The following is a 25,287-nucleotide window of genomic DNA, read 5'->3' on the forward strand; positions in this document are numbered from 1 at the left end:
TCACCCGCGACCCGAACCCCAGACACTCTCCGAGGACACCCTGATGACCCGAGTGGGTACCGAGCTCGAACTCACCGTCGACGACGTCGCGCACGGTGGCTGGTGCGTGGGGCGCCACCACGACCAGGTGGTGTTCGTCCGCCACGCCCTGCCCGGTGAGCGCGTCCGGGTACGCGTCACCGAACAGACCTCGCGGTTCCTGCGCGGCGAGGCCGTCGAGGTCCTGACCGCCTCCCCGGACCGGGTCGAGGCGCCGTGCCCGTTCGCCGGACCCGGCAGGTGCGGCGGCTGCGACTGGCAGCACGCCTCGCTGGAGGCCCAGCGCCGGATCAAGGCCGAGGTCGTCGCGGACCAGCTGCACCGCATCGCCGGGATCGACCGGGAGATCACGGTCGAGGAGCTGCCCGGACACCCCGACGGCCTGGGCTGGCGCACCCGTGTCCGGTTCGCCGTCGACCGGGACGGTCGCCCCGGGTTGCGCCGCCACCGCTCCCACGACATCGAGCCGGTGGACGAGTGCCTGATCGCCCACCCCGGTGTGACCGAACTGGGGGTGATCGACGCGGTCTGGAAGGACGTCCGGGACGTGGCGGCGGTGGCCTCCGCGACCTGCGCCGACCGGGCCGTCGTCGTGACACCGACCCGCTCGAAACTGGGCCCCCTGCCCGAACTCGGGACCTCCAGCGCCGTCCTGCGGCGGTTCAAGGGGGGCAGGGTCCAGTCGGTGCGCGGGCGTCGCGGGGTGCGGGAGACCGTGGCCGGACACGAGTACCGGGTCAGCGCGGGCGGCTTCTGGCAGGTGCACCCGGCGGCGGGGGAGGTGCTGACCGAGGCGGTCATGGACGCCCTGGCGCCCAAACCGGGCGAGACCGCTCTGGACCTGTACTGCGGCGCCGGGCTGTTCACCCGGCCGCTCGCCGAGGCCGTGGGCCCGCAGGGCCGGGCGATGGGCGTGGAGAACGGCGCCGAGGCCGTGCGCGACGCGCAGTACAACCTGCGGGACCTGGAGCAGGCCCGGATCGAGCGGGGCGACGTGGCCGCCCAGCTGCGGGAGTGGGCGGACGTGCGGGCGGACGTGGTCGTCCTGGACCCGCCGCGCACCGGAGCCGGTGCCGAGGTCGTGCGCCTGCTCGCGGGCACCCGGCCGCGCGCGGTCGCGTACGTGTCGTGCGACCCGGCCACGCTCGCGCGCGACCTGGCCGAGTTCGACCGCGCCGGGTACACGCTGGTCGACCTGCGCGCCTTCGACGCCTTTCCGATGACCCACCACGTGGAGTGCCTGGCGGTCCTGGAGCCGGTGCGCAAGGCGCGCCGCCACCGCGAGGCGGAGTAGCAGCAAGCCCCTCGCGGACACCTGCTCCGCCGCGCACCGTCGCGGAGCGGGCATAACGGGGCTCCCCGCTTCGCCGCCTGACGGCGCGGTGCCTCCACCGCCCGCGCTCGCGGTCGGCCCGACCGGGGCCTCAACCGGCCGGCACCTCGCCGTCGACGGCGGCGCACAGGTCCCGCACGGCCGCGCGGACGTCCTCGTCCTGGGTGAAACCGCGCCAGGCGCCATCGCTGCGCAGGCGCCGGTCGAGATCCGGGAGACGGCGCAGGAGATCGGCGGCCGGGCGGGCCACCGGGCCCATCCGGGTCAGGTACCGCACGGCCGAGAGGTGGACCGGGAGGTACCGGCCGCGCGGCAGCTCCTCGACGGCTCCGAGGAGCACGGGCAGGGCGCGCTCGGGGTCGCCGGTGATCCGCCACAGGGCGTGTGCCGCCTCCACCCGGGTCCAGTCCGACGGCGGCACCCCGGACACGGCGAGGGCCGCGCAGACGTCGGCGGCCTCGGCGGCCCGGGGACCGAGTTCGGCCAGGAGGCGCAGATCCGTGTGGGGATAGTCGCCGGACACGGCGGGGACCAGTGCCCGCAGCGCGGGTCCGGGGTCGCCGGTGACCCGCCAGTACGCCCAGGCGGTGTGCCTCCCGCCGTGGTCCTCGCCGGAGGCCCGGGCCAGCAGCGCTTCGGCGGCGTCGGCGGCCACCGGTCCGATGGCGGCCACGGCCGACGCCGCCTCCCGCACGGTCCACGCGTCGTCGTCGGCCAGCAGGTCGAGGAGCTCCGGAAGGGCCGGGGCGGCCTCCGCTCCCCAGGCCGCGAGTGTCGTGCACAGCATCCGGCGCGCGAGGGGGTCGGTGTGCGTGCGCATTCGCTCGCGTACGGCGGGCAGCAGTGTGTCGACGTGCTCGGGGAGCCGGACCAGCACCTCGGCGAGGGAGGGCAGGACGGCCATGTGGGGCGAGGCGGGGTAGTGGGCGAAGCCCAGGGCGAAGCCCGACCGCTCGGTGCGCAGTGCGTCGACGAGCCCGGGCAGGCAGCGCGGGTCGTTCAGTCGGGCCAGCGCCCACAGGGCCGCCTCGCCCACGGTCGGTCCCGTCCGTGTGCCCCGGGCGGCGCGGTCGTCGAGCAGAGCGGCGATCCGGTCGGCGTAGGGGGCGGCGGCCGTGCCCAGACAGGCCAGGAGCTCGGCGGCCTGGTACCGGACCTCCGGGGCCGGGTCGTCCAACCGCGCGGCGACTGCGGGCAGCAGGTCGGGCACCGGGGAGCGCCACTCCCCGAGGACGTCGGCGGCATGGTTCAGGCCGCCGACCCGCTGCTCCTCGTCGGGGTGGTCGGCGAGCAGCCCCAGCGCGTAGGCGGTGGACGGCGGGGGCAGCAGGCTCGCCGTCCAGCGCTGGAGACCGCGCGCACCGCAGCCGAGCGTGGTGTGCCGCCACATCCCGACGCTGGAATCCCGCAGCGCCGCCAGGACCTGCTCCAGTCTCCTAACGGGCAGATCGGGTTCCCCGGGCGTGAGCGCGTGGACGGCCGCCAGTCGGGGCTGGGGGGCCGGTGCGTCGAGCAACCCGTTCAACAGGTCCAGCACCCGCCCGCCGTGCCCACCGGCCGGTTCCCGGTGCGCCGCCGCACCCAGGGCGAGGATCAGGTCGAGGCGGGTGACGGGGTCGGTCTCCGCCTCCCAACAGCGCAGCAGCGGACCCAGCACGGCCTCGCCGGGGTCGGCGCACCCCCTGATCACCTCGGCCGCCGCCCGCCGGGCGCTCGGTTCCGGGTGCTGGAGCAGGGCCAGCACCTCCGGGAGGGCCTTCTCCCACGCCGCGGGCCAGGCGGGATCCAGGAACCCCTCCTCCACCGCGTGTGACTCCGACACCAACCGGGCGACGAGTTCCATCAGGGTGTCCCTCGCCGGAGCGTCCGGCTCGGATGCCAGGCGCACCACGAACGGCAGCGCGGCAGAGGCGGCGGGGCAGATCCACCCGCCCTGGTGGAACAGGTGGTTGAGCAGGTCGAACGCCGCGTCGTCGGCGTCGTCCGGGTCCGGTCCCGCGCACCGCCGCAGCAGGTCCGGCACGTCCTCCGCGGACCCGTGGTTGTGCTCCAGTTCCGACCACGCGACCGCGTCCCACGCCTCACCCATGCGCGCGAGCCTACCGACCCGGCACACCGCCACCGTGCCCGGCCACCCGTGGGGCCGGGGGAGCGCGTCCCCCGGCCCCGACGCCCTAGCGTCGCCGTTCGGGCGTCCGTAGGACCGCCAGACCCAGCGCCAGCACCGCCATCCCCGCCCAGGAGACCGCGGACAGGCGCTCACCGACCACGACCACGCCCAACAGGGCGGCGACGGCGGGCTCGGCCAGGGTCAGGGTCGTGGCCACCGACGCCGGGGTGTGCCGCAGCCCCGTCCCGAACAGCCGGTAGGCGACGAACACGGTGAGCACCGCCAGGTGCAGGGCGACCAGTGCTCCGCTGATCGTGGCCAGCCACGCGGTGTCGGCGGACAGCAGGACCGGGAGCGTGACCAGCCCGCCCCCGGCGAACAGCGCGCCCATCACCGCGCCGGACGCATGGCCCCGCCGGATCAGCGCCCCGGCGATGACCGCATACAGCGCGTAGGACGCCCCCGCGATCAGGGACAGGAGCACACCCGCGGCGTTCCCGTCACCGCCCGCGGCCCCGGCCCCGAACACCAGGACCGCGCATCCGGTGACGGCGGCCACGGTGGCCGCCGCCCAGCGGCGGGTGGGACGCACCCGCTCGGTCCACCAGACCAGCAGCCCGGAGAACACCGGCGCGCTGCCCAGCGTGATCACGGTCGCGACCGCGACCCCGGCCCGGTCGACCGCCGGGTAGAAGGACAACGGGTACCCGGCGACCGCCAGGGCGCCCAGGACGAGCACCCACCGGGTGCGGGTGTCGGCGGAGCGGACCAGGACCGGTGCCCCGCGTCCGGTCAGGAACAGCAGCAGACCGCCGAGGGTCAGCCCCGCCGCGCCGACGGCCGCGGCGTGGGCGCCGGGCGGGGCCAGGGAACTGGCGGTGCCGGTGGTGCCCCACAGGACGGCGGCGCCGAGGACGGGCAGGGGGCCGCGGGCCAGTCGGCACCGCGCGGGCAGGGTGGTGTGGTTCGACACAGTCGTGGACTCTCCGTCGTCGATGGATCGAGGGATCGGCGACGGGCGCACGACGGGAGGACGTCCCGGCCCTCGGGCGGGGACGCCGTGTGGATCAGACTCGGTCCGTGCGCCCGTTCAGGCGCACGGAGGGGGCAGCACGCGGTGCCAGTGGGTGTTCACGGGCGTCATCCTAACCCACCCCGTGCCGACCGGAATGTCCCGGGCAGCGGCGCCTGTCCGAACTCACCAGGGGCCCGGCCGCGGGTGAGTGGCCCGTAGCGGGGGCGTCACCGACGGGCAGTCTCCGGGCAACGGCGCCTTCCTAACGTCGGTGGCGTCCGCGCACCCCCGCGAGAGGAACCCCCGTGAACCGCGAAGCACGCGACTTCCTGCCGCCGCTGCTCCTGGGGGTCTGGGTGGCCCACCGGTTCATGGACAACCTCACCCCCGCGCGCACCCGGATCCGGGACCAGGTGCGCGCGCTGCGGGAACGCCACTTCTGGATCCTGTCGCTGCTCTACGTCGGCACCTTCGGGTCGTTCATCGGGTTCGGTTTCGCGTTCGGGGTCCTGCTCCAGAGCGAGTTCGGCCGGGAACCCCTGGAGGCCGCCTCGATCGCCTTCCTCGGCCCGGCCGTGGGCTCCCTGGTCCGTCCGTTCGGCGGGTGGCTCGCGGACCGGCTCGGCGGGGCCCGTGTCACGATCCTCGCCTTCCTCGGGATGGCCCTGGCCGGTGCCCTGGTCGTGCCGACCCTGGTCTGGTCCAGCGCGGGGCTGTTCACCGCCGTGTTCGCCGTACTGTTCGCCCTCACCGGGCTCTGCAACGGTTCGACGTACAATGATCCCCGCCGTCTACGCCGCCCGGGCCCAGGATCTGGTGGCCGCGGGCCGTTCCCCGCAACGGGCACGCGCCGAGACCAACCGGACGTCGGCGACCCTGCTCGGGCTGATCGGCGCGGTCGGCGCCCTGGGCGGGGTGGCCGTCAACCTCACCCTGCGGGAGTCCTTCGGACGGATGGACTCGGCCGTCCCGGCCTTCGCCCTCTTCTCCGCCTTCTACCTGCTGTGCGCCGCCGTCACCTGGGCCGCCTACCGGCGGCGCCCCGGGGAGCGGCTCGACGGGGGACGCCGTCACCCGCAGGTGGGCGCCGACTCCTCCGGGAGGTCGTACTCCGGCTCGAAGACGTATTCAGGGTAGTGCTCACGCCACTCGGCCTCGGTGGCCACCCCGGCCGCCTCGGCGGTGACCGGGAGGCCGAGCAGCGACGCGAGCTCGGTCGTCGGCGTCCCGGGCGCGTTGAGCTCCTCCCAGTGTCCGGCCAGGACCTCCGCGACGCGCTCGGCGGGTGTCTCCTCCAGGGCGCGCGCCACCTCCAGGTCTGCCGCCGAGGGGCCGAAGGAGGCGAGGTGGTAGCCGATGAACGGGTCCGGCTCACCGTCATCGGCGCCGACCGTCGCCAGCCAGTACGTGAGGGGGAGGCGGGCCTGCCCCGTGGCCCAGCACCACCCCTCGAAGTCCGAATGCAGTCCGAAGACCGTCCGGGCCGCCTGGTTGCGCAGGTCGGACCGGAAGAAGGGGTCGTCGGGGGAGGCGCCCGTGAACACGACGACGCCGCGCCCCGGGGGCAGGTTCAGCATCCGGGAGAAACCGGGACCGTCCTGCCAGACCACGGGGAACCGGTCCTGCGCCTGTTCGGGCAGGAACCCCAGGGGTTCGCTGAGCGTGGCGTGCCAGGTGTCCACCCACGGTTCGAACCCCGGCAGCGGACAGTACGTGATCGCCTCCCTGACCTCGCATCGCGTGGAGTCGCCGCCGTAGAGCGCGCTGTCGGGGAAACGGCGGTCCCAACCGTAGGTCGTGTTGGCGTACGCGGGGGTGGCCACCGCTCCGGCGAGGAGTACGGCGGCGGCCCCGAACGCGGCGCCCCGGGCCGCGCCCCGCCGTGGGCGTGCCGCCAGGGCCACCGCCACGAACACCCCCAGCACGAGCAGGACGTAGCCGAGGTAGTAGGCGGAGAGCACCGTGATCTGGGGCGACATGACCTGGAACGGATTCACGGCCCGGGTGGCCATGCTCTCCACCCGCGAGACCATCTGGGGGCCCACGGAGACCAGGGCCGTGTTCACGTACAGGTAGTAGGCGGGGGCGAGGATCACGGGGACGATCAGTTGGACGTACGAGCGGGTCCACCCGGCCACCGCGACCCCGGCGGCGGGGCCGACCAGGGCGAGGGCGAAGGGGGTGGCGCGGGCGTAGGGGCTGACCATCCCGGGCAGGCCGCCCCCCGCGGCCCAGTGGCAGACCGCGGTCATCGCCGCCTGGCACACCACGGTGACCAGAGCGGCGGCGGCCAGGAGGGACAGCAGCCGCCCCGTCCGCCCCAGGGGTGCGACGAACACCCCCGAGTAGCGGACCTCGCGCAGCGCGGGGAAGGTCGTCACCGCGAACATGGTGGCGGCGACGACCACCGCGACGGTCTCGGTCGTGTTGTGCACGTCCAGGGCGTGGGGCCAGGGGTAGTAGCCCAGGGTGACGTACACCAACGTCGTGCTGAGCCCCAGCCCCAGGTACAGGAGCGGGTTGGCCGCGAGCCGCACGGCGTTGAAGGCGGTCAGCCGGGTCGCGGCGGCGGCACGGCTCACCGGGCGTTCCGTTCCACACCGGTGAGCAGGAGGTAGGCGTCCTCCAGGGTGGGTTCGACCCCGACGCGCCCGCCCTCCGCCGCCGACGAACCGGTCTCCCCAGGAGTGAGCACGCGGTAGCGGCCGTCCGCCAGCCGCCAGGTGGTCACCCCCTCCCGGGGGCGCTCGCGCTGTACCCAGACCCTGCCCTTCGCCCGTTCCACCAGGTCGCCGGGGGTGCCGTCGAAGACCACCCGTCCCCGGTCCAGGCAGACGACGCGGCGGCACAGCGCCGCCACGTCCTCGATCTGGTGGGTGGACAGCACGACGGTGCTGCGGGTGGCCATCTCCGAGACCAGGCTGCGGAAGCGGATCCGCTGTTCGGGGTCCAGGCCGATGGTCGGCTCGTCCAGCAGCAGCAGTTCGGGGTCGCCGAGGAGGGCGCAGGCCAACCCCAGCCGTTGGCGCATCCCCCCGGACAGGCGGCGCACCCGGCTGTGGCGGCGGTCGTACAGGCCCACCCGGTCGAGGCTGCGACGCACCTCGTCGTGACGCTCACGGCGCCCGCCCATCTCCTTGAGCACCGCCACGTAGTCCACCAGGCCGAAGGCGGTGAAGTGGGGGTAGAACTCGGGGTTCTGCGGCAGGTAGCCCAGACGGCGCCGGATCTCGGTGCGTTCGGGCGCGCGCCGGGGGTCCCGCCCCAGGAGCCGCAGCTCACCCCGGCTGGCCTCCAGATCGGTGGCCAGGCACCGCAGCAGGGTGGTCTTCCCGGCGCCGTTGCGACCCAGCAGGCCGGTCACCCCCGGTCCCAGATCGAGGTCCACGGCGTCGAGCGCCGTGCGGGTGCCGTAGCTGCGCGTCACCCCGCGCGCATGGACGGCGGGAGCGTTCGGGTCGGTCACGTGGTCCTCACACGGAGACGGAGCAGGAGCATACCGGTCAGGGCGGCCAGTGCCGTCGCCCACCAGGGCTGGGTGTGCGGCGCGACCACGGACAGCGGGGTGGTGTGGTCGGCGGAACCGAGCACGGCCAGTGACACCAGCCACAGGAGCCCCACGGCGCCGCTGGCCAGGCTCAGGTGGACCCATCGGCACAGCACGAGCGAACCGGCGACCAGGGTCAGGGAGGGCAGGAGCCAGAACACCGCCGTCCACGGCGTGGTGGGGCTGGGCATCATCAGCGCGGCCAGGGTGCACAGGGCCACGGCGGGGACCAGCACCGCGCACGTGCGCAGGAACAGCAGCCGCTGCCCGGCCATCGGTGTGATCGAGGTCAGGGTGTGCGCCGGGTCCACACCGCGTCCGTAGGCGAGCGCGACCCCCGCCAACGGGACGACCGGCGCGGTGAGGAAGAACACCAGTGAGCCCTTCGGCAGCGCGTGCGCGGCGAACAGGGCGCAGACCAGGACGAACACCGTGGACACCAGCCACGCGCGGTACAGCCGGGGTGTGGCGGCCAGCAGTTTGACCGTTCCGTCGCGCAGACCGAGGGCGCGCAGCAGGCGTTCGACCGGGTGCGGCCGTGGCCGGTCGACGACGTCGCGCAGGTCGGCCCAGCTGCGGTCGATCCACTCCTGGTCGGCGGGGACGAGGGTGCGGCAGGGCGCGCAGTGCATCAGGTGGGCCTCCACGGACATCGCCGTGACGTCGTCGACGGCGTGGGACGCGTACGCGTGTACTTGGGCAGGGGTCAGGTGCCAGGTCATGTCAGGGCCTCCCGCAGACGCGCCTTGGCGCGCATCACCCGTGTCTTCACGGTTCCTTCGGGGATCTGGAGTATCTGCGCCGCCTCCCGGACGGTGAGCCCGTCCAGCACGGTGGCCTGGATGGCGGCGCGCAGTTCCGGGGAGAGCGAGTGCAGGGCGGCGCCCAGGGGGCCGTGCTCGATGTTGAGCAGGACCATGTCCTCAGCGGAGGCGTCGCCGATGGTCTCGTAGGGCTCGGGGGCGCTGTCGGCGATCCAGCGGTTGGCCCGTTTGCGCAGCTGGGAGATCAACTGGCGGATCGCGATGGTCCACAGCCACGCCCCGGCGTCGGTGTCGCCCGGGCGCGGGGTGAAGGATCCGGCGTTGCGCCACACCGCCAGGAAGGTCTCCTGGAGGGCGGCGTCGAGCTGGTCCGGGTCCGAGCAGCGGTAGCGCAGGCGGGCGCGCAGCCAGGGCGCGTGCCTGCGGTGCAGGATCTCCAGGGCGCCGGACTCCCCGGCGGCGACGGCGGCGAGCAACTCCGGGTCGGGGCTCTCGGGACCATAGGGGGGTACGCGGCGACGCGTGCGGCGGAACAGCTTCACGTGCGGGCTATCGGGGTGTCGACGGTGATCGGTTCACGGGGGCGGGGCGCCGGGCGGGCCCTTCCGACGGTACCGTCCCCGCGGGTGCTGGCCGGGATCGGCCACGTCACCCGGGCCCGGTCATGGCGGCCGGCGGGACGGGGAAGAACCCCCAACCGGCGCGCCGGTTGTCCGCGCGGCGGCGGCCGTGGGAGAAAATGGGGCGTATGCGCCTGAGGATCTTCCTTGAGCCCCAGCAGGGGGCCACCTACGAGGACCAGCTCGCCGTCGCCCGCGCGGCGGAGGAGCTGGGCTTCGACGCCGTCTATCGCTCCGACCACTATCTGCACATGGGGGACCACGTCAGCGGGCTGCCCGGGCCGACCGACGCCTGGATCACGCTGGCGGGGCTGGCGCGGGAGACCTCCCGTATCCGACTCGGCACGCTGATGACCGCCGCGACCTTCCGCTACCCGGGCCCGCTGGCCATCTCCGTGGCGCAGGTCGACCGGATGAGCGGGGGCCGGGTCGACTTCGGCTTCGGCGCGGGCTGGTACGAGGAGGAGCACGCGGCCTACGGGATCCCCTTCCCCGCCGCAGCCCGTGAGCGCTTCGACCGCTACGAGGAGCAGCTCGACATCGTCACCGGCCTGTGGTCCACCCCCGTGGGGGAGACCTTCCGGTACGAGGGCAAGTACTACCGTCTGGCGGAGGGCCCCGCCCTGCCCAAACCGGAGCAGGAGCCGTACCCGCCCGTACTGATCGGAGGGACCGGTCCCAAGCGCACCCCGCGCCTGGCCGCCAAGTTCGCCGACGAGTACAACGTGCCGTTCGCCTCGTTGGAGGACACCGCCGCGGCCTTCGAGCGCACCCGGACGGCGGTGCGCGCCTCCGGCCGGAGCGCCCCCATGATCTACTCGGCCGCGCAGGTGCTGTGCGTGGGCCGCGACGAGGCGGAGATCGCCCGGCGCGCCGAGCGGATCGGCCGTGAGGTCGACGAGCTGCGCCGCAACGGTCTGGCGGGCACACCGGACGAGCTCGTGGACCGCCTCGGCGCCTTCGGGGAGGCCGGGGCCGAGCGTGTCTACCTCCAGGTGCTGGACATGTCCGACCTGGACCACCTGGAGCTGGTGGCCAGCAAGGTCGTCCCGCAGCTCGACTGAGGGCGGACGGCGGCTTGTCGGGGGGCGGCCGCGAGGGCCGGGCCGCCGCCCGATAACTTGATATCGAGATACAAGTTGGATACCTTGACATCAAGATAACAGCGGGACTCCCCCCGGCCCGCTTCGGTTCGGGCGCGTGAACGTGACCGCTTGTCGGCGCCCGGCCCCGAACATCGTGGACGCCCGCGGTCAATGGACTGCCTGGTCGGCGGCGAGTGGTGTCGCCGCGGGTCAGCGTGGACCTGGGAGGCCGGTGGTGGCGGAGGGCAGCCCCGTGGCTCTCCAAGACCCCGGAATCCGGTGAGGGCGGCCTCAGTAGGCCCCGCGCCCGCTCATCGGGCAGGATGCCGGGGACATCAGTGGCGAGATCAGGAGGCAGACACCGTGTCCGCGAACAGCTTCGGCGCCCGTGACACGTTGCGTGTTGGCGACGAGTCGTACGAGATCTTCCGGTTGGACGCCGTCCAGGGCGCCAACCGGCTTCCCTACAGCCTGAAGGTGCTGCTGGAGAACCTCCTGCGCACCGAGGACGGTGCCAACGTCACCGCCGACCACATCCGCGCGCTGGGCGGGTGGGACGCCAAGGCCCAGCCCAGCCAGGAGATCCAGTTCACCCCCGCGCGGGTGATCATGCAGGACTTCACCGGCGTCCCCTGTGTCGTCGACCTCGCCACCATGCGCGAGGCCGTGCGCGACCTGGGCGGCGACCCGGACAAGATCAACCCGCTCGCCCCGGCCGAGCTGGTCATCGACCACTCCGTCGTGGTCGACCTCTTCGGCCGTCCGGACGCCTTCGAGCGCAACGTCGAGATCGAGTACGAGCGCAACTACGAGCGCTACAAGTTCCTGCGCTGGGGCCAGACCGCCTTCGACGAGTTCAAGGTCGTCCCGCCCGGCACCGGCATCGTGCACCAGGCCAACATCGAGCACCTGGCGCGCGTCACCATGAGCCGCAACGGCCAGGCCTACCCCGACACCTGCGTCGGCACCGACTCGCACACCACCATGCAGAACGGCCTGGGCATCCTGGGCTGGGGCGTCGGCGGCATCGAGGCCGAGGCCGCCATGCTCGGCCAGCCGATCTCCATGCTCATCCCGCGCGTGGTCGGCTTCAAGCTCTCCGGTCAGCTCAAGCCCGGCACCACCGCGACCGACCTGGTCCTGACCATCACCGAGAAGCTCCGCGAGCACGGTGTGGTCGGCAAGTTCGTCGAGTTCTACGGCGAGGGCGTGGCCTCGGTGCCGCTGGCCAACCGCGCCACCATCGGCAACATGAGCCCGGAGTTCGGTTCCACCGCCGCGATCTTCCCGATCGACGACGAGACCATCCGCTACATGCGCCTGACCGGCCGCTCCGAGCAGCAGGTCGCCCTGACCGAGGCCTACGCCAAGGCCAACGGCTTCTGGCACGACCCGTCCGTGGAGCCCGAGTACTCCGAGTACCTGGAGCTCGACCTGGCCGAGGTCGTCCCGTCCATCGCCGGCCCCAAGCGCCCGCAGGACCGCATCGCCCTGTCGGAGGCCAAGCCGACCTGGCGCCACGACGTCCACAACTACGTCTCCGACGACGAGGCGGGCGAGGAGTCCTTCCCGGCCTCCGACGCCCCGGCCACGAGCGCCAACGGCCGTCCGCACCGCCCGGTCAAGGTCACCCTGGCCGACGGCACGGAGACCGAGATCGACCACGGCGCCGTCGTCATCGCCGCGATCACCTCCTGCACCAACACCTCCAACCCCTCGGTCATGCTGGGCGCCGCCCTGCTGGCCAAGAAGGCGGTGGAGAAGGGCCTGTCCCGCAAGCCGTGGGTCAAGACCTCCATGGCCCCGGGCTCCAAGGTCGTCACCGACTACTACGAGCGCTCCGGCCTGACCCCGTACCTGGACAAGCTGGGCTTCAACCTGGTCGGCTACGGCTGCACCACCTGCATCGGCAACTCCGGCCCGCTGCCGGAGGAGATCTCCAAGGCGGTCCAGGACAACGACCTGGCGGTCACCGCGGTCCTGTCCGGCAACCGCAACTTCGAGGGCCGGATCAACCCGGACGTGAAGATGAACTACCTGGCCTCGCCGCCGCTGGTGGTCGCCTACGCCCTGGCCGGGTCCCTCGACGTGGACATCACCACCGAGCCGCTGGGCGTCGGCAAGGACGGCAAGCCGGTCTACCTGGCCGACATCTGGCCCTCCGCCGAGGAGATCCAGGAGGTCATGGACTCCGCGATCGCCTCGGACATGTACGAGAGCGCCTACTCGGACGTGTTCGCCGGTGACGAGCGCTGGCGCTCGCTGCCCACGCCGACCGGCAACACCTTCGAGTGGGAGGACGAGTCCACCTACGTCCGCAAGCCCCCGTACTTCGAGGGCATGGCCACCACTCCGGCGCCGGTCACCGACATCACCGGCGCCCGCGTCCTGGCCAAGCTGGGCGACTCGGTCACCACCGACCACATCTCCCCGGCCGGCGCCATCAAGCCGGGCACCCCGGCCGCCGAGTACCTCAAGTCCCACGGCGTGGAGCGCCGCGACTTCAACTCCTACGGTTCCCGCCGCGGCAACCACGAGGTGATGATCCGGGGCACGTTCGCCAACATCCGCCTGCGCAACCAGATCGCGCCGGGCACCGAGGGCGGCTACACCCGCGACTTCACCCAGCCCGAGGCGCCGGTCTCGTTCATCTACGACGCCGCGCAGAACTACGCGGCGCAGGACATCCCGCTGGTCGTCCTGGGCGGCAAGGAGTACGGCTCCGGCTCCTCGCGTGACTGGGCGGCCAAGGGCACCCGCCTGCTGGGCGTGCGCGCGGTCATCACCGAGTCCTACGAGCGCATCCACCGCTCCAACCTGATCGGCATGGGCGTCCTGCCGCTCCAGTTCCCGGAGGGCCAGTCCGCCGACTCCCTCGGCCTGACCGGCGAGGAGACCTTCTCCATCACCGGTGTGACCGAGCTCAACGAGGGCCGCATCCCGAGCACGGTGAAGGTCAGCACCGACACCGGCGTCGAGTTCGACGCCGTGGTGCGCATCGACACCCCGGGTGAGGCCGACTACTACCGCAACGGCGGCATCCTGCAGTACGTCCTGCGCCAGCTCATCGCGGAGTAGTCCCACGACCCCGCCCGCGCCCACACGGCGCGCCGCGCGGTTCACCGGGGGCCGCCACCGTCCGAACGACGGTGGCGGCCCCCGCCCTCGTACGGGGAGGGAGCCGGGGCGGATCGGTGCGCCCACCGCATACCCGACGCCCTCCTCCACCGGGTTCGGTACCCTGACCGACGACCTGGTCGAGCGGATCCGGCGCGGTGACCACCGCCGGTGAGCGAGCCGACGGTGACGTGGCTATAGTTCGCTGGGGCCCGTCGGGGGAGAGACCGGGGCCGTGTGACCACCAACCAAGGAACGGGGCGGATGTGAACGACCCCCAGCATCGGGCCGGGCCGGGAGCGGAACGGGACCCGGACGGACGCGTGGTCGGAGACTTCCGGCTGGTGCGCTCGTTGGGGCGCGGCGGGTTCGGCGAGGTGTTCCTGGGCGAGGCCCCGGACGGGACCCGCGCGGCGGTGAAGGTGCTGCACGCCAGTTGGGCCGGGGACGCCGAGATGCGCCGCCGCTTCACCGCGGAGGTGGAGCAGGCGCGGCGGGTGAGCGGTTTCTGCATCGCCGCGATCCTGGACGCCGACCCCGAGGCCGAGGAGCCGTGGATCGCCACGGAGTTCATCGACGGCCCCACCCTGCACGACGCGGTGGCCCAGGACGGCCCGAGGAGCGGTGCGGAGCTGCACCGCCTGGCGGTCTCCACGGCCACGGCGCTGGCGGCCATCCACGCCGCCGGAGTGGTGCACCGCGACCTGAAGCCGGAGAACATCATGCTGGCCCCGGACGGGCCCCGGGTGATCGACTTCGGGATCGCCAAGGCCGTGGAGTCCACGTCGGTCACGGCCAGCGGGGTGATCGGAACCATCGGGTACATGGCCCCCGAACAGCTGGAGGGGGCCCGGCTCACCTCCGCCGTGGACATCTTCGCGTGGGGGTCGGTGATGGTCTACGCGGCCACCGGGCGCGAGGCCTTCCCCGGTCCGACCCAGGCCGCCCGCATCGCCCGCATCCTCAGCGCCGAACCCGAGCTCGGCACGCTCCCCGGGGCGCTGCGCGACATCGTCCGCACCTGCCTGGACAAGGACGCCACCCGTCGCCCGGACGCCACCACCCTGCTCAACCGGCTGATCGCGGCGCCCCCCGACGGACCACGGACAGCGCCGCCTCCCCCGGTCGCCGGGACCGCGCCCGTCCAGGCGGACGCCCGCACCCGTGTGGAGCGGCCCGTCCCCGTCGACCCCACCCGTGTCGAACGCCCGGTGGAGGAGACCCGCGTCGAGACCGCCGGGGGGACCGACTCCACCCGGGTGCGACCGCCCGCGACGGTCGGCCCCACCCGCGCCTACACCCGGGTCGCCCCCGCCGCCCCGCCGCCCGGGACGGGACCGGCGACCGGGACGCCGTACCCGCCGTCCGCTCCCCTCCGCGACGGGGTGCCCCCCTACCACTTCGTCGGCGTCCGGTTCACCGACGCCCGATCCCTGGCCACCGCCATGCAGCAGAACTGGAACGCCGCCGTCCGGGTGTTCAGCGACCCCCAGGAGCGCGCGGCGCTGGGCGCGTGGATCATGGACGACCTCGGTGACACCTCGGTGGACCGGTCCCTGTTCCGCCGCCGGGTCGACGACGCCAATCTGGCCATCGCCTCCTTCATCGCCCAGCTGTGCCCCGAACTGCCCCCGGTCTTCCGAGGCCGCGGCGCCACCCCGGCCGAACTCGGCGACCTGTTCAACGACCCCCGGCCGCTGTTCACCGGTGCTCCGCTGGCCAACGAGATGGCGCTGCTGGCCCGACCCGAGGTCCTGCGTGTCATGGACGCCCACCGCACCGACGAACCCGGGCGGCTCCGCCAGCTCGCCGACCACCTGGAGGAGGCCGAGCGCGCGGGCATCGCCTTCCACCGCCAGCTCGTCGACCAGCTGGCCGGATGGAAGGCGTCCCGGGCCGAGGCCAACCCCGCGCTCATCCTCACCTTCCTGCTCCACCCGGAGCGGATGGTGCGCCCCGCCACCGGTGACGACAGCGAACTGTCGGCCTGGGTCGAGGTCCTGTGGACCCGGGTCGAGGGGAGCCCGCTCCCCCTCAACGCCGGGTGCGCGGCCGTGGTCTACGGCACCCTGCCGACGATGCGGGCCCTGGCGGCGCAGCGGCGCGACTGGGAGGGGCGTTTCCACGACGCACGAGCGAAGCACGACGCGTTGGCCGACAGGGTCGGGTTCCAGCTACGCCTGTACAACACCATGCGGTACTGCCGGTACGCCGCCTTCGGCTTTCCGATCGGGCTCGGGATCGCCTTCGTCGAGAGCCGGATCACCACCGACTTCATCATCCCGCTCTTCGTCATCAACCTCATGATCTGGGTCGGTCTCCTCGGCCTGATCGGCGCGGCGGTCTCCGGCAGCGTGCTGCGGGTGGCGTGCGGCGGCCCTCCGCACCGGGCGCGTCGGGCCTGGGAACTCCAACAGTCCGGCGCCCAACTGCCGCAGCTGTCCGCCGGGGTCGAACGCATCCGGGACGACCTGCGCAGAGCGCGGGAGATCTGCGGCGCCTGAGGCGCGTGGCCGACGCGCCCCCGCGCGCGGGGGCGCGGCACCGGTCCGCCCCGCCACGGGGCACGGATCCTCCCGCGGGCGGCCCGGAGTGTCGCACTGACGCGACCGGCCCTGCTACCGCATCATCGTGGTGCGGCGACGGGGCCAGCCGCGAGTGCAGGCACGGTGGGGGAGGGGCGTGTGCGCGACCGCGGTCCCAACCTCGGCCTGTTCCTGCTCTTCGTGGTGATGCTCCAGTTCGGGTACCCGATGACCCTGCAGGGACAGGGCTGGACCCTGCTGTACACGCTGCTCTACGTCGGGATGATCGGCTTCGGTCTGCTCGTCGTGCGGGATCAGCGCGACCGCGTGCTGCCGGTCCTGCTCGTCGGTGTGGCACTGGTGTTCTTCGCCCTGTGGGTCGCCCTCGACCCCCTGCGCAGCGTGGCGCTGCTCGGATTGTTGGCCACGCTCTTCGCCTTCCAGGTCGGTGTCGTCTACTCGCTGCTCAAGTTCGTCTACCGGCGCAGCCCGGCGCACAGCCTGAACGTGATCGTCGCCGCCATCAGCGTCTACCTCCTCATCGGGGGCGTGTTCGCGACGTGGTTCAGCGCGACCGAGATCCTCGTCCCCGGGAGTTTCACCGACAGCGCGCACCCCGACGAACCGATGACTTGGCAGGGTTTCGTGTACTTCTCCTACGTCACCCTGGCCACGTTGGGTTATGGGGACATCGTCGCCGTCTCCCCGTGGACGCGCTCCATGGCCGCCGCCGAGGCCGTGACCGGAACCCTCTTCCTGACCACCGTGATCGCCCGGCTCGTCGGCATGTACGTGGGGGTCACCCCCGGGGAGCACAAGGACGGCGGCGCCGCGGACTGATCCCGGGAGCCCGGTCGCCACGGTGTCGGCCCGGCCGCCGTCCCGCCGTCACGGGAACTCCGGTGCCCGACCGGCGCGGTCAGGGCGCGGTGGCGCCGCTCCCCGAGTTGTCCACCACCAGGTCGGCGTGCTCTCGGGGGCGGTGCGCGGCGTGGAACTCGTCCTCCTGCCGGGCCCACCGGTTCCGGTAGGGGGCGTACAGGGCGGCGTCCCCGCGCAGGTCCAGTCTCCGGGCCCGTTCGGTGTCGGTCGCTGCCACCCACACCAGCAGGTCGAGGTGCGCGCGCACCGGCGAGGCCCCGCATCCGCAGCCCTCGACGATGAGGGTGCCGCCGCCGTCCACCTCGGGCGGGAGCGCCGTCCAGTCCTCCGCGAAGCCGCCGCGCTCCCAGTCGTAGCGCCGCCAGGCCGCGCGCTCCCCGCGTGCGAGCGGCTCCAGGACCCATTCCCGCAGGAACGTGTGGGCGAGCGAGAGGCCGTCCCACCCCGGGTACAGGTCCTCCATGCTCAGCACCGCCGACGGCTCGCCCCGCAGGGCCAGCGCGGTGCTCAGCCGCTCCGCGACGGTGCTCTTGCCCGACCCCGAGCGCCCCTCGACCGCGACCACGCGCAGCGGCCCCCCACGGCTTCGGCCCAGCACGGCCTCGGCCAGGCGGTCGGCCCACCGGTCGTCGCCGGTCCGCACCTGTTCCACTGACACATCCCGCACCCTAGCCGCCGCCCCGTGTTCCCGGTTGCGTTCACTCCTTGTAGCATGCCTCACAGCAGCGCGGGGCGCTGACCGACCATCGACCACGAGGGGGAGCCGGGTGACCGACGCCACCGTGACGCCCGGATCCCAGTCCGCCCTGCGGCAGGCCAACGAACGGCGTGTCGTGGACGTCCTGCGCCGGGACGGCACGCGTACCCAGGCGGAACTGGCCCGGGCGACCGGCCTGTCCGCCGCGAGCGTGTCCAACATCGTGCGCGGGCTGCGCGCGGCGGGCACGGTCTCGGTCCGTGACACGGCCTCCAACGGCCGTCGCGCCAGGGCGGTCACCCTCCTGCGCCCGCCGGGCGCGGTCCTGGCGGTCGACTTCGCCGTGGACCGCGTCACGGTCGGGGTCGGGGACAGCGACGGGAACCTCCTGGCGCGCGAGGAGATCGGTTACGACGTCGCCGCCGACCCCGGGCGCGGGGTGCGTCGTGCCGCGTGGCTGGCCGAGACCACCCTCCAGCGGGCGCGGATCGACCTGCGGACGGTGTCCTCGGCCGTGGTCTCCGTGCCGGGTCCGATCGACCCGGGCACGGGGGAGGTGGGTCGGATCTCGTGTGTGCCCCGCTGGACGGGCTTCCGCCCGGCCGAGGCCCTCGGTGAGCGCCTCGGCGTCCCCGCGGTGGCGGAGAACGACGCCAACCTCGCCGCCCTGGCCGAACGGCGGATCGGCGCCGGTGAGGGCGCCGAACACCTCATCCACCTGGTCATCGGCGAGGGTGTCGGCGCGGGCATCGTCCTGTCCGGGGAGCTGTTCCGGGGCGCGGGCGGCACGGCGGGCGAGATCGGGCACATCGCTCTCGACCCGCGTGGCCCGGTGTGCCGCTGCGGTAACCGGGGCTGCCTGGAGACCTTCGTCGGGGCGCGCTACCTGCTGGACATGCTGCCGCAGAACTCCGAGGTCGCGCGGGGCCCGGGCGGGCCGAGGGTGGCCGACGTCGTCGCCGCGGCGCGCTCCGGGGACCTGGGCAGCAGACGTGTCATCGCGGAGGCGGGCACGGCGCTCGGACAGGGGCTGGCCATCGCCGCCAACCTGTTCAACCCCGACCGGGTGACCGTCGGCGGCGACCTGGCCGAGGCGGGGGAGCTGCTCCTCGATCCGATGACGCGCGCGATGGAGCTCGGCGCCCTGGGCGGGGCGCGGGAGGACCTGACCCTGGTGTCGGGTGCGCTCGGCCGGGACGCGGCCCTGTACGGGGCGCTGTGGACCGCGGCGCGCATCGCCCGCTGAACCGTCTTCGGGTCCTTGCGGCATCCGCTTCCCGTCTTCGGCGCGCCGACCGCGTCCGCCCGACCCGTCCCACCACCGTCCCCGCCGCCTTCACGCGGTGCCGGCGCCGCGTCTGGCATACGGTGAAGCACGAGGTCAGGGCCGCTTCCGCCGGGTGAACGCGGGAGCGTTCCGGATATCCTTCACATGACATCACACGCACCTGTCTCCGCTTTGACCTGGGCTTTTGCTGTCTTCAGCGGGTGAACACAGCACTCGTGATGTTTCAGTTATGTGTTCATCAGTTGACGACAAGCAGTCGGTGGGGTTTGACTTCACACCATCACTCGCGAGTTCCCACACCGATCCCCCGTCCAGAGAGGCACCCCGCGTTGAGTACACGACGCCCCTTCACCCGACGAGCGGCCACCCTGGCCCTCCCCGCGGCCGCCACGGCCCTCGCGCTCCTCGTCTCCGGCTGCGGCTCCCTCACCACCTCCGGTGACGAGGCCGAGCGGGAGATCCACAGCCTGGAGGAGGGCTTCCACGTCGGCCTCCTCCTGCCCGAGCTCCAGACGGCGCGCTACGAGGCCTTCGACCGGCCCTACTTCGAGGAGGCGCTCACCGAGCTGTGCCCCAACTGTGAGCTCTCCTACGCCAACGCCGACCAGGACGTCGACGAGCAGCAGACGCAGGCCCAGGCCATGCTCACCGACGGTGTCGACGTGCTCGTCCTGGGCGCGGTCGACTCCGAGGCCGCCGCGGGAACGATCAACGAGGCCCAGGCCCAGGGCGTGCCCGTGGTCGCCTACGACCGCCTCGCCCAGGGCGGCGCCGACATGTACGTCTCCTTCGACAACGTCCGCGTCGGCCAGGTCCAGGCCCAGGCCCTCCTGGAGGCCATCGAGCAGGACGGCACCTCCGGGGACGGGCAGATCGTCATGATCAACGGCTCGCCCACCGACCCCAACGCCGCCGACTTCAAGGCGGGCGCCCACGAGATCCTCGACGGCCAGATCGAGATCGGCCAGGAGTTCGACACCCCGGACTGGTCGCCCGACCAGGCCAACAGCCAGATGGAGGGCGCCATCACCGCCCTGGGCGTGGACGAGATCATCGGCGTCTACTCCGCCAACGACGGCATGGCCTCGGGTATCATCTCCGCCCTGCGCAGCGCGGGTGTGGAGACCGAGGACCTGCCCCCCGTCACCGGGCAGGACGCCGAGCTGCACGGGATCCAGCGCATCATCGCCGGTGAGCAGTACATGACGGTGTACAAGGCGATCCGCCCCGAGGCCGAGATCGCCGCGGCCATGGCCGTCTCCCTGGCCACCGGCGAGGAGCTCGACGCGGGCGAGTACACCCTCACCGAGGTCGAGGACGCCGACGGCGAGACCGTTCCGGCGATCCTGCTCGACCCGATCGCGGTCACCGAGGAGAACATCGGCGACACGGTCGTCTCCGACGGTTTCTACACCATCGAGGAGATCTGCACCGACGACTACGCCGACACCGAGTTCTGCGAAGAAGCCCTGTAGGCCCACCGGTGCGACGCCACGGGGCCCGGGGCGGGCCGATCGGGTCCGCCCCGCTCCCCGGGGCGAGGAAAGAGACACGAGCACGATGAGCACACCCGTCCTGGAACTGTCCGGGATCTCCAAGACCTTCGGGGCCGTGCGCGCCCTCAGCGAGGTCGACTTCCACGTCGGCGCCGGAGAGGTCGTCGCCCTGCTCGGCGACAACGGGGCCGGTAAGTCCACCCTGGTCAAGGTCATCGCCGGGGCCCACCCCGCCGACAGCGGCGGGACCATCGCGTGGGACGGGCAGCCGGTCACCATCGGTTCGCCCTCCGACGCCCAGCGGCTCGGCATCGCGACCATCTACCAGGACCTCGCCCTGTGCGACAACCTGGACATCGTCGGCAACCTGTTCCTCGGCAACGAACGGCTGCACTTCCCGGGCACCCTCGACGAGGTGGCCATGGAGAGCCGGGCCCGGGAACTCCTGGACTCCCTCTCGGTGCGCATCCCCGACCTGCGCGTCCCCGTCTCCGGCCTGTCCGGCGGCCAGCGCCAGATCATCGCCATCGCCCGCTCCCTGCTGGGCCAGCCCCGCGTCGTCATGCTCGACGAGCCGACCGCCGCGCTGGGCGTCGCGCAGACCGCGCAGGTCCTCGACCTCATCGAGCGCCTGCGCGACCAGGGCCTGGGAGTGGTGCTGATCAGCCACAACATGGCCGACGTGCGCGCGGTCGCCGACCGCGCCGTGGTGCTGCGGCTGGGCCGCAACGCCGGAGACTTCCCCATCGCGGAGACCAGCTACGAGGAGATCGTGGCCGCCATCACCGGCGCCGCGGACAACCCGGTCACCCGCCGCTCCGAACGCACCGGCGCCTCCGCCGTGGCCACGAAGGACCACTGATGACCCAGCAGACACACCTCACGCAAGAGGACACCGCCACCGAAGGGGTCTCCGCCGAGGCCGCGCGCGACCCCCGACTGCTCGTCACCGCGGCCTCGCCGCGCGGCTGGCTCCAAGTCCTCCGACGCAACATGCGCGGCGGTGAGCTCGGGCCGATCCCGGTCGTCGTCGGGCTGATCCTGATCGGCGTCGTCTTCCAGTCGATGAACGACCGGTTCCTGTCCCCGCAGAACCTGTCCAACCTCACCGTGCAGATCGCCGCCATCGGCCTGATGACCACCGGCGTGATCATGGTCCTGCTGCTGGGTGAGATCGACCTGTCCATCGGATCGGTGGCCGGTCTGGCCGCGGCCGTGCTGGCGGTGCTCGCCGTGCGGCACGGACTCCCGGAATGGCTGGCGATCTTCGCGGCCCTCGGCGTGGGCCTCGTGATCGGCCTCATCCACGGGGTGATCTTCGCCAAGGTCGGCGTGCCCGCCTTCGTCGTCACCCTCGCCGGTCTGCTCGGCTGGCAGGGCGTGCACCTGTACCTCATGGGCAACGACGGCACCATCAACACCAGCTCGACCGGTCCGATCGCGCTCCTGACCCAGACCTACTTCGTTCCGGTCGTCGGCTGGGCCGTCGTGCTGGTGGTCCTGGCCCTGTACCTGCTCTCCGTCCTGACCGTGGAGCGCAAGCGACGCGGGGCGGGTCTGCCCAACCGGGCGCCGGTCGAGATCCTGGCCCGGACCGCGCTGCTGGCGCTCCCGCTGGTGGGCGGGGTGTGGACGCTCAACCAGTACAAGGGCGTCCCCCTGGCCTTCCTCATCTTCGTCGGCTTCGTGGCGGTGCTCGACCTGGTCCTGCGCAAGACCCGCTACGGGCGCATGGTCTACGCGGTGGGCGGCAACGCCGAGGCGGCCCGCCGCGCGGGCATCAACGTGGACCTCATCCGCGTGTCGGTGTTCGGCATCGCCTCCATGCTGGCCGCGCTCGGCGGGATCATGCTGGCCTCGCGCAACTTCGCGGCGAGCGTGTCCACCGGCGGTGGCGCGGAGCTGATGATGGCCATCGCCGCGGCGGTGATCGGCGGCACCAGCCTCTTCGGCGGGCGCGGCAACGCCTACTCCGCCCTCCTCGGCGGGCTGGTCCTGGGCGCGATCACCTCCGGTCTGCTGCTGCTCCAGATGGACACCTCGGTCCGGTTCATGATCACCGCGGCGGTGCTGCTCGTCGCGGTCATCCTGGACGCGGTCTCCCGGCGCGGCCGCAAGACCCACGCCCGCGGCGGCGCCTAGCCTCCTCGGTCGGGCGCGCCCGCCGGCGCCCGACCGGCACATCCCTCGGGGGAGCCTCGTCTCCTCCCCTCCCAGGGGCGGCTCACTCCACTCCCGGCCGCCCCCGCCCCGGCCCGGCCGCTCCCGCCGGGCCGGGGCCCCGTCCTTCCCGTGTGAACTCCGTCTCCCCCTACGGGGGCGGTGAACGCCGAGCGGACGCGGCCTCACGCGTCGGGGGCCGACCCGTGAGGCCGCGGTGTCCGCCGTCCGCCGCGAACCGCGGTGCGCCGCCGCACGGACGCCGTGAACTGGGCGGACGGCCCACCGGCGCGAGTGGGCGAGACCACCCGCGCCGAACACCCCGTCGAAGCGTGGGGATCCCGCTCCGAAGGGGCGGGGTCCCGTTCCACGGGGCGGATCGGACCCCCGGGAAGCCGCTGCTAGGTTCGTCGCGATCGACCGCCCGCGTGCCGGGGCCCTCCGGCCGCGGGCGGCCTCCAGTCGTGCCCGGATCGTGCCCGCTTCCGCTTTCCGGAGCACCTGGTGGGGGCGCACACCAGGAAGGAAGAGCATGCGAAGGATCCTCATCGTCGGCGCCGGCCAGTCCGGTCTCCAGCTCGCCATCGGCCTGTTGGCGGAGGACTACGAGGTCACCCTGGTCAGTCCCGGCGGCCCGGAGGAACTGCGTGCCGGACCCGTGCTGTCCACCCAGTGCCTGTTCGGCCCCGCCCTGCGCCGAGAGCGCCGGCACGGGCTCTCCCTCTGGCACGACCGAGCCCCCCTCGTCGAGGGCGTCGGCGTCCGCGTGGCGGAGACGGCCGGACAGCGGGAGCCCGACATCTCCTGGGTGGGCCGGCTGGACGAGCCCGCCCAGTCGGTCGACCAGCGGCTCAAGCTGTCCGCCTGGCTGGAACGGTTCGTCCGGGACGGCGGCCGTTTCGTCCGCCACCGGGTCGGCGCCGGGGAACTGGAGGACATCGCCCGTGGACACGACCTCACCGTCGTCGCCGTCGGCCGGGGCGAGCTGGGGCGGATCTTCCCACGGGACGCCGCACGCCGCTCTCACGACGCGCCCCAGCGCACCCTGACGGTCGCCTACGTCACCGGGGCCGAACCCCACCCGGAGGGCGGGATCCTCAGCCGCAGCGCCGTCAGGGGGGCGGGGGAGGTGATCAGCCTGCCCGCGTACTCGCTCACCGGAGCCTGCCAGGCGGTGATGGTCGAGGCCGTGCCGGGCGGCCCCCTGGACCGGGCCCTGCCCGCCGACGCCTCGGCCGGGACCGTGTTCGCCGGCCTGCTGGACGTCCTGCGCCGCCACGCGCCCTGGGAGTACGAGCGCTTCGCCGACGCCGACCCCGTCGACCCCCGAGCCGCCCTGCACGGCTCCTACACCCCCGTCGTGCGGGAACCGGTCGCCCGGCTGCCCCACGGGACGGCGGTCCTGGGCATGGCCGACACGGTGGTCGCCAACGACCCCGTCACCGCGCAGGGCGCCAACATGGCCTCCCTGTGCGCCGACGTCTACCGCCGGGCGATCGTCGACCACGGAACGCGGCCGTTCGACGAGGCGTTCATGCGCGGCGCGTTCGCCGCCTACTGGCGCCAGGCGCGCCACGTGACCGCGTGGAGCGGGGTCATGCTCTCCGGCCCCCGCCACGTGTGGGAGCTGTTCCGCCTCGCGGAGGAGGACCAGGCGACCGCCGACCGGTTCGCCAACTCCTTCGCCGACCCCAGCGGCCTCATCGAGTGGTTCCTGCACCCGGAGCGGGCCGTGGAGTACGCCGACGGGGTCCGCCGCCTCAGCCGGACCTGATCATCCCATCAACCGACCTCGCAATTCCGACCTGGTGGGTGGAGATGTAGCGTCATCCCCCTCATGTACACAGATCTCCTGGAACCCGTGTCCGCCGGACCCCTCGGGGCGGCGGACACCTGGGTCTTCGTCGTCCTGGCCGGCACCGCCGTCCTCGCGGGCGCGGCCGTGCAGAGCACCGTCGGTCTCGGCCTGGGACTGGTCGCGGCTCCGGTCATCTCCTTCCTGGACCCCACCCTCATGCCGGGGGCGATGCTCATCGCCGCGGTCCTGCTCCCGGTGCTCACGCTGGTGCAGGAGTGGAAGCACGTGGACTGGAGGGGGGTGGCCTGGGGGCTGCCCGCCCGCCTGCCCGGAACGCTGGCGGGCGTGTGGGTCGTCGCCACCCTCCAGCCCCGGGCCCTGGCCGGGCTCGTCGGCGTCATGGTGCTCACCGCGGTCGTGCTGTCGGTGTGGTCCTTCCGGGTGCGCCTCACCCCGGGCTCCCTCGTGGTCGCGGGGTGCCTGTCCGGGTTCGCGGGCACGGCGACCTCCGTGGGCGGGCCTCCGATGGCACTGCTCTACCAGTACGAGCCACCCTCGCGGGTCCGGGCCACCCTGGCGGCCTTCTTCCTGTTCGGTGCGAGCGTCTCCCTGGCCGCGCTCGGCGCGGGCGGCCAGTTGGACGCCCGCACGGTCGTCGTGGGCGTGGCCGCCCTCCCGTTCGTCGGCGCCGGCTTCGCCCTCGGCAACGTCGTGCGCCGTCGGATCGACGGCGCGAGGCTGCGTGTGGCGATGCTGTGCGTGGTCACGGTCTCGGCGATCGGCCTGCTCGGACAGGCGTTTCTCGGTTGAC

Annotated in this window: 19 protein-coding genes and 1 pseudogene; 13 read left to right on the forward strand and 7 right to left on the reverse strand. The window is 73.2% G+C overall.

Annotated features, from left to right (window positions below; translation table 11 throughout):
- The first annotated feature begins 43 nt into the window (after nucleotides 1-43).
- Entirely contained in the window at nucleotides 44-1,333 is a 1,290-nt protein-coding gene (locus DVR05_RS18400) for a class I SAM-dependent RNA methyltransferase (protein WP_116247148.1), read from the forward strand.
- A 130-nt stretch (nucleotides 1,334-1,463) separates the two neighbouring features.
- On the opposite strand, the gene DVR05_RS18405 is transcribed toward DVR05_RS18400, so the two are convergent.
- Together DVR05_RS18405 and DVR05_RS18410 are read right to left on the reverse strand one after the other, a co-directional pair.
- Nucleotides 1,464-3,461 carry a HEAT repeat domain-containing protein gene (locus DVR05_RS18405; protein ID WP_116247149.1) on the reverse strand — a complete coding sequence of 666 codons (1,998 nt, stop codon included), beginning with the start codon at nucleotides 3,459-3,461 and terminating at the stop codon, nucleotides 1,464-1,466.
- An 85-nt stretch (nucleotides 3,462-3,546) separates the two neighbouring features.
- On the reverse strand, nucleotides 3,547-4,455 hold the full coding sequence (locus tag DVR05_RS18410; protein ID WP_116247150.1) for a DMT family transporter: 909 nt from the start codon (nucleotides 4,453-4,455) through the stop codon (nucleotides 3,547-3,549).
- 413 nt (nucleotides 4,456-4,868) lie between these two features.
- Between DVR05_RS18410 and DVR05_RS27480 the strand changes: the two are divergent.
- Both DVR05_RS27480 and DVR05_RS27485 read left to right on the forward strand, forming a co-directional pair.
- Nucleotides 4,869-5,204 (forward strand): annotated as a pseudogene (locus DVR05_RS27480) (MFS transporter); the annotation flags it as partial.
- A 70-nt stretch (nucleotides 5,205-5,274) separates the two neighbouring features.
- Entirely contained in the window at nucleotides 5,275-5,634 is a 360-nt protein-coding gene (locus tag DVR05_RS27485) for a hypothetical protein (protein ID WP_232832210.1), read from the forward strand.
- Here the strand turns inward: DVR05_RS27485 and DVR05_RS18420 are convergent.
- From DVR05_RS18420 to DVR05_RS18435, 4 genes are read right to left on the reverse strand one after another with little or no spacing between them, the layout of a single operon-like run.
- Entirely contained in the window at nucleotides 5,568-7,079 is a 1,512-nt protein-coding gene (locus tag DVR05_RS18420) for a hypothetical protein (RefSeq protein WP_116247151.1), read from the reverse strand. The genes DVR05_RS27485 and DVR05_RS18420 overlap by 67 nt on opposite strands.
- On the reverse strand, nucleotides 7,076-7,963 hold the full coding sequence (locus DVR05_RS18425) for an ATP-binding cassette domain-containing protein (protein ID WP_116247152.1): 888 nt from the start codon (nucleotides 7,961-7,963) through the stop codon (nucleotides 7,076-7,078). The genes DVR05_RS18420 and DVR05_RS18425 overlap by 4 nt, the downstream gene beginning before the upstream one ends.
- Nucleotides 7,960-8,766 carry a zf-HC2 domain-containing protein gene (locus DVR05_RS18430; RefSeq protein WP_116247153.1) on the reverse strand — a complete coding sequence of 269 codons (807 nt, stop codon included), beginning with the start codon at nucleotides 8,764-8,766 and terminating at the stop codon, nucleotides 7,960-7,962. Before DVR05_RS18430 ends, DVR05_RS18425 begins: the two co-directional genes overlap by 4 nt.
- Complete coding sequence (locus tag DVR05_RS18435; protein WP_116247154.1) at nucleotides 8,763-9,350, reverse strand: RNA polymerase sigma factor; 588 nt, start codon at nucleotides 9,348-9,350, stop codon at nucleotides 8,763-8,765. The genes DVR05_RS18430 and DVR05_RS18435 overlap by 4 nt, the downstream gene beginning before the upstream one ends.
- A gap of 206 nt (nucleotides 9,351-9,556) precedes the next feature.
- On the opposite strand from DVR05_RS18435, the gene DVR05_RS18440 reads away from it, so the two are divergent.
- From DVR05_RS18440 to DVR05_RS18455, 4 genes are all read left to right on the forward strand, one after another.
- Nucleotides 9,557-10,492: an LLM class F420-dependent oxidoreductase gene (locus tag DVR05_RS18440; protein ID WP_116247155.1), complete on the forward strand. Its 936-nt coding sequence runs from the start codon at nucleotides 9,557-9,559 to the stop codon at nucleotides 10,490-10,492.
- Nucleotides 10,493-10,876: 384 nt separating this feature from the next.
- Complete coding sequence (acnA, locus tag DVR05_RS18445) at nucleotides 10,877-13,591, forward strand: aconitate hydratase AcnA (RefSeq protein ID WP_116247156.1); 2,715 nt, start codon at nucleotides 10,877-10,879, stop codon at nucleotides 13,589-13,591.
- Nucleotides 13,592-13,896: 305 nt separating this feature from the next.
- A complete protein-coding gene (locus DVR05_RS18450) occupies nucleotides 13,897-16,134 on the forward strand; it encodes a serine/threonine-protein kinase (protein WP_116247157.1) in 2,238 nt (745 codons plus the stop codon).
- A gap of 180 nt (nucleotides 16,135-16,314) precedes the next feature.
- Nucleotides 16,315-16,995: a potassium channel family protein gene (locus tag DVR05_RS18455; protein WP_232832211.1), complete on the forward strand. Its 681-nt coding sequence runs from the start codon at nucleotides 16,315-16,317 to the stop codon at nucleotides 16,993-16,995.
- Between the two features lie 79 nt (nucleotides 16,996-17,074).
- On the opposite strand, the gene DVR05_RS18460 is transcribed toward DVR05_RS18455, so the two are convergent.
- Nucleotides 17,075-17,695, reverse strand: coding sequence for a uridine kinase (locus tag DVR05_RS18460; RefSeq protein ID WP_116247196.1), 621 nt, complete (start codon nucleotides 17,693-17,695; stop codon nucleotides 17,075-17,077).
- Between the two features lie 109 nt (nucleotides 17,696-17,804).
- On the opposite strand from DVR05_RS18460, the gene DVR05_RS18465 reads away from it, so the two are divergent.
- The 6 genes from DVR05_RS18465 to DVR05_RS18490 all read left to right on the forward strand — a co-directional run bounded on the left by DVR05_RS18465 (nucleotide 17,805) and on the right by DVR05_RS18490 (nucleotide 25,286).
- Entirely contained in the window at nucleotides 17,805-18,980 is a 1,176-nt protein-coding gene (locus DVR05_RS18465; RefSeq protein WP_116247158.1) for an ROK family transcriptional regulator, read from the forward strand.
- A 371-nt stretch (nucleotides 18,981-19,351) separates the two neighbouring features.
- On the forward strand, nucleotides 19,352-20,497 hold the full coding sequence (locus DVR05_RS18470; RefSeq protein WP_232832212.1) for a sugar ABC transporter substrate-binding protein: 1,146 nt from the start codon (nucleotides 19,352-19,354) through the stop codon (nucleotides 20,495-20,497).
- 85 nt (nucleotides 20,498-20,582) lie between these two features.
- Nucleotides 20,583-21,380: an ATP-binding cassette domain-containing protein gene (locus DVR05_RS18475; RefSeq protein ID WP_116247159.1), complete on the forward strand. Its 798-nt coding sequence runs from the start codon at nucleotides 20,583-20,585 to the stop codon at nucleotides 21,378-21,380.
- Nucleotides 21,380-22,660, forward strand: coding sequence for a sugar ABC transporter permease (locus DVR05_RS18480; RefSeq protein WP_116247160.1), 1,281 nt, complete (start codon nucleotides 21,380-21,382; stop codon nucleotides 22,658-22,660). The genes DVR05_RS18475 and DVR05_RS18480 overlap by 1 nt, the downstream gene beginning before the upstream one ends.
- Nucleotides 22,661-23,210: 550 nt before the next feature.
- Nucleotides 23,211-24,452 (forward strand): styrene monooxygenase/indole monooxygenase family protein, encoded by a 1,242-nt coding sequence (locus DVR05_RS18485; protein ID WP_116247161.1) that lies wholly within the window; start codon nucleotides 23,211-23,213, stop codon nucleotides 24,450-24,452.
- A 63-nt stretch (nucleotides 24,453-24,515) separates the two neighbouring features.
- On the forward strand, nucleotides 24,516-25,286 hold the full coding sequence (locus DVR05_RS18490) for a sulfite exporter TauE/SafE family protein (RefSeq protein ID WP_116247162.1): 771 nt from the start codon (nucleotides 24,516-24,518) through the stop codon (nucleotides 25,284-25,286).
- Nucleotide 25,287 lies beyond the last annotated feature (1 nt).

Source organism: Nocardiopsis sp. FIRDI 009, assembly GCF_003386285.1.
GTDB lineage: Bacteria > Actinomycetota > Actinomycetes > Streptosporangiales > Streptosporangiaceae > Nocardiopsis.